This is a genomic window from Arcicella sp. GW458-12-2-14-TSB2 (genome assembly GCF_059423785.1).
Map to the genome: position 1 here is coordinate 1 of NZ_JBWKYN010000276.1, position 4,960 is coordinate 4,960.

General features: G+C 35.5%; 4 protein-coding genes. All 4 read left to right on the forward strand.

Going from position 1 to position 4,960, the window contains the following annotated elements; all coding sequences use genetic code 11:
• Nucleotides 1-137 precede the first annotated feature (137 nt).
• The 4 genes from AC07XN_RS23410 (at nucleotide 138) to AC07XN_RS23425 (ending at nucleotide 4,727) form a co-directional block, all read left to right on the forward strand.
• On the forward strand, nucleotides 138-1,043 hold the full coding sequence (locus tag AC07XN_RS23410) for an FAD:protein FMN transferase (RefSeq protein ID WP_494744806.1): 906 nt from the start codon (nucleotides 138-140) through the stop codon (nucleotides 1,041-1,043).
• Nucleotides 1,044-1,118: 75 nt separating this feature from the next.
• Nucleotides 1,119-2,057 (forward strand): formylglycine-generating enzyme family protein, encoded by a 939-nt coding sequence (locus AC07XN_RS23415; protein ID WP_494744807.1) that lies wholly within the window; start codon nucleotides 1,119-1,121, stop codon nucleotides 2,055-2,057.
• Between the two features lie 171 nt (nucleotides 2,058-2,228).
• Entirely contained in the window at nucleotides 2,229-3,548 is a 1,320-nt protein-coding gene (locus AC07XN_RS23420) for a Gfo/Idh/MocA family protein (RefSeq protein WP_494744808.1), read from the forward strand.
• Nucleotides 3,549-3,743: 195 nt separating this feature from the next.
• Nucleotides 3,744-4,727: a PDDEXK nuclease domain-containing protein gene (locus tag AC07XN_RS23425; RefSeq protein WP_494744809.1), complete on the forward strand. Its 984-nt coding sequence runs from the start codon at nucleotides 3,744-3,746 to the stop codon at nucleotides 4,725-4,727.
• The last annotated feature ends 233 nt before the right edge of the window (nucleotides 4,728-4,960 follow it).

Sequence of the window (4,960 nt, forward strand, 5' to 3'; positions counted from 1 at the left end):
TTTTAAAAGATTTCGATAAAAATTCTTATTAAATGATTGTAAAATTCCAATTCATGAAACTGTTTTTTATTTTTTTATTATTTCCACTAACATATTCGTTTGGTCAGTCACTAAAATTTAATTTCTCACAGCCCAAAATGGGCTCTCCTTTTAACATTACTGTTTACGCAAACGACTCTATCCAAATTAAAGAAGTTACGAAACAGGCTTATCTGCTCGTGGATTCGCTCAACCTTATTTATAGCGATTATCTTGAAAATAGTGAGCTTTCAAAATTGAGTACAAAAGCAGGACAAAAATCTTTTACACAGGTGACGCCTGCCTTGTGGGATATTTTACAAAAATCAGTACAAGCTTCTCAGAAAAGCGATGGTGCTTTTGATATTAGTATTGGTAGGGTGGTAAAGCTATGGAGAAAAACCAGAAAAGATAAAATTTTACCCCAACCTATAGTTTTGCAAGAGGCCATTAAAACGGTAGGCTATCGTGCTATCCAGATGAACCCTGCTAATAAAAGTGTCAGACTATCAAAGCCTAATACTTTATTAGATTTAGGCGGAATTGCCAAAGGATATATTGCGCAAGTAATTGTAGATTTTTATCGAGCAAAAGGATTTAAAAAAGTTTTGGTAGATGCTGGAGGAGATTTAGCCATGAGTTGGGAAGGCACATCGGGCTGGAAAATTGGGATTAATGTCCCCAATTCAGAAGAGCTAATACAACAATACTTAGTGCTACAAAATCAAGCGGTGGCTACTTCTGGCGATATGTATCAATATGTAACATTCAATGGAAAGTATTATTCCCATATCGTAAATCCTGCTACAGGAATGGGCTTAACCGAACGCAAAAATGTAACAGTCATCGCTCCAGATGGTGCAACTGCCGACTGGCTGGCTACTGCTTGTAGTGTGTTAAGTATAAAAAAGGCGTTGAAGTTAATAAAATCCATGCCGAATTGTGAAGTAATGATTGCTGAAATAAAGGATGAAAAAATCTTGAAATGGCAATCAAAGGGCTTTAATGCCTACTTTGCCCAATAAGTTTTGCACAGATTAAACAGGATATGGTCAAAAAATATTTTTTTTAATTTTACCACAGCTTACTTTAAACATACTATGCAAAAAACACTCTTAATCTTTTTAATTATTCTTTTTCAAGAAACTGTTGCTCAAGATTTTAAGCCTTACGAGCAAACTATTCCGAACACTACCGTAAAATATAAAATGGTGCCTGTTCCTGCGGGAACATTCACCTTGGGAAGTCCAGCGTCAGAACAAGGACACGAAGCCGATGAAAGTCCACAAGTAAAAGTAAAAATTGAGCCCTTTTGGATGGGAGCATATGAAGTAACTTACGACGAATATCAGTTGTTTTTTGAGGAGGAAAGAGACCCAGAACCCAAACCAGATGCTATTACTCGTCCTAGTCCACCTTATATAGATTTTACTTTGGGTATGGGAAAAGTAGGAGGCTTTCCTGCTAATTCTATGCAACAATACGCCGCATTGATGTATTGCAAATGGTTATATTATAAAACAGGTATTTTTCACAGACTACCAACGGAAGCCGAATGGGAATATGCGTGTAGGGCGGGAAGTAGTACAGCTTATTTCTTTGGCAATGATGCTACTAAAATAGGAGATTATGCTTGGTTTAAAAGTAATTCAGAGGATAAATACCATCACGTAGGCGAGAAAAAGCCTAATGCTTGGGGATTATATGATATGCTAGGCAATGTAGCGGAGTGGACGCTTGATCAATACGATGAAAGCTTTTATCAGAAGATACAAGCGAATGAGGTTAATCCTTATAATACAAAATTAAAACGTTATCCAAGCACTGTGAAAGGGGGGAATTATCAAGATGAAGCCATACAATTGCGTAGTGCTAATCGTCTAAAATCTGACGCCATTTGGAACAGAAGAGACCCACAAATTCCAAAAAGTAAATGGTGGAATGCTGATTCTCCCTTCGTAGGTTTCAGAATCATCAGACCTGTAAAACAACCAACAAAGGAAGAGGTTGATGCTTTTTTTGAAAGTGTATTGAAGTAAGGAAGAGATTTACCCGCAGATTTTGAGATTTTAAACCGCAGATTTACACAGATTTTTCAAGTATTAATCAGCGTTATCAGCGTATTTTTTTCAGCGGAAATCAGCGGGAAAAATATTTAATCACAGATTTTTGGAGATTTAAAAATTCACAATTCACAACTCTTATTTACTATGAATTTTAATAGACGAGATTTCGTAAAAAGTACTTCCATCATTACAGGTGGATTATTAACCACTCCGTTTTTATCTGAAGCTTCATTCTTCAATAGCAATTCGGATGATACCATAAAAATTGCTGTCATTGGTTGCGGAGGTAGAGGCACAGGAGCAGTAGTTCAGGCATTAAGCACTAAGCAGAATGTTAAGCTAGTAGCGATGGCCGATGCTTTCAAAGACCGCTTGAATCAGTGTTATGAAAATATAACGAGTGATGACCAAGCGCATTTAAAAGCAAAAATCAATGTACCTGAAGACCATAAATTTACCGGATTCGATGCTTATCTGAAAGCTATTCCTTTGGCTGATGTAGTGATTCTTACTACGCCTCCAGGGTTTCGTCCGATGCACTTTGAATCAGCCGTAAATGCAGGAAAACATATTTTCATGGAAAAACCTGTGGCTACAGACCCTGCGGGTATCCAAAGAGTATTAGCCGCTGCCGAAAAAGCAAAGGCTAAAAAGCTAAATGTGGTAGTTGGTTTACAGAGACATTATCAGAATTCGTACCGCGAATTGATGAAACGCCTGCAAGATGGCATGGTCGGAGATATTGTTTCGGCTTCTGCTTGGTGGAATAATGATGGCGTTTGGACGAATCCTCGCAAACCTGGGCAAACTGAAATGGACTATCAAATGCGCAACTGGTATTATTTCAACTGGCTTTGTGGCGACCATATTACTGAACAACATATCCATAATATTGATGTAATCAATTGGGCAAAAAATGGTTATCCAGTTAGAGCAAGGGGTACTGGTGGTAGAGAAGTACGTAAAGGAAAAGATACTGGTGAAATATTTGACCACCACTTGGTAGAATTTGAATATGCCGATGGCACTATTTTGAATTCTCAATGTCGTCACATGAAAGGTACTTGGGCTAAAGTAGATGAATTGGTGGTAGGGACTAAAGGTAAAATTCAGTTTGATGCCGCTAAAATCACGGACCATAAAGGCAACTCGTTATATGCGTTTGATAAGAAAAATAAGGAGAATCAACCTTATCAAACCGAACATGATGAACTGTTTGAAGCCATTGCTAAAGGTGAATACAAATTTGCTGATGCCGAAAACGGTGCGAAGTCAACAATGACTTCTATTTTAGGCAGAATGGCTACTTATTCAGGACAAGTGATTGAATGGGACAAAGCCATTAATTCAGGGATTGATATTATGCCAAAAACTTTGGCATGGGATGCTGATATGCCTTTGAAACCAGATGCTAATGGAAATTATCCTGTAGCTATTCCGGGGAAAACGAAGTATTTTTCATAATATAACAAGTGCAAAAGTGTAGATTAAAGCATCATTATTTTTAGCAACAATTATGTTCAGACCAGCAACTCATCGCATAAGTTGCTGGTCTTGCTATTTTGTTCCTTTGAACTTATCATCGCTATTATATTAATTAATTCCAACAAGCTAATGAACAATGGATTAATTTATAAATTTGTAGCATAAAAGAAAAATATGGACAATCGGTTTACTGATATTATACAACTAATTAAACAATCTCAGGCGAATGCAATAAGAGCCGTCAATGCTGAATTGATAAATCTTTATTGGAACATTGGAGAATATATTAGCAGGAAAATTGAACAATCTGAATGGGGAGACTCTGTAGTTACTGAATTAGCAAAATACATCCAACAAAACGAACCAGACTTAAAAGGTTTTTCCAATAAGAATATTTGGAGGATGAAACAATTTTACGAAGCTTACAAGGACTTTCCAAAACTCTCAACACTGTTGAGAGAAATTAGCTGGTCTCACAATTTAGCTATCTTTTCAAGATGTAAGACGATTGAAGAAAGAGAATTTTATTTAAAGTTTTCAAAACAAGAAAATTACAGTTTTAGAGAACTCGAACGACAAATATCAGCTAGTCTTTTTGAGCGGATTATGATAGGAAACTCAAAGTTTTCAACAACACTAAGTGAATCTAACCATGATTTTTCAAATGCCTTTAAAGATAGCTATGTATTTGAATTTTTGAGTTTACCAGAAAAACACAGTGAAAGCGATTTGCAAGATGGACTTGTAAAACAAATGAAAAACTTTATTCTGGAACTTGGGAAAGACTTCCTTTTTATTGGAGAAGAATATAGGTTACAAGTTGGCTATAGCGACTTTTACATTGACCTTTTATTTTATCATCGTGGTTTACAATGTTTGGTAGCCTTTGAATTAAAGACAGATAAATTCAAGCCTGAACATTTGGGGCAATTGAATTTTTATCTGGAAGCCTTGGACAGAGACGTTAAAAAGCAAAATGAAAATCCTAGTATTGGAATTTTGTTATGCAAAGACAAAGATACTGAAGTCGTAGAGTATGCTTTAAGTAGAAGTCTTTCACCAACAATGGTTTCTGAATACAAAACTCAACTTCCTGACAAAAAACTCTTGCAACAAAAATTACACGAACTATTTGATAGTGACAAAGAAAAAAAATAGAGATCCAAGTATTTAATAGTCCCCGACTTTATAAATAAAAAGCATTTTCTACACTTACAAATTCTTCATAGTACTTTTTACCATTGCACGTACATTATAAATTAAATAGTCTTATTATCTTAAAAGGTAATAAGCATCAATACCTTCATAAATCAGTATTTAAAATGGATGTAGTTTTTTGCATTTTTTTTATAAAAATAACAATCAATTAAAAATATCGTTATATTTACTGT

Excerpts from the sequence above, each read along its gene's own strand:
- AC07XN_RS23410 (WP_494744806.1), top strand. The coding sequence starts at position 138 with ATGGGCTCTCCTTTTAACATTACTGTTTACGCAAACGACTCTATCCAA.
- AC07XN_RS23415 (WP_494744807.1), top strand. The coding sequence starts at position 1,119 with ATGCAAAAAACACTCTTAATCTTTTTAATTATTCTTTTTCAAGAAACT.
- AC07XN_RS23420 (WP_494744808.1), top strand. The coding sequence starts at position 2,229 with ATGAATTTTAATAGACGAGATTTCGTAAAAAGTACTTCCATCATTACA.
- AC07XN_RS23425 (WP_494744809.1), top strand. The coding sequence starts at position 3,744 with ATGGACAATCGGTTTACTGATATTATACAACTAATTAAACAATCTCAG.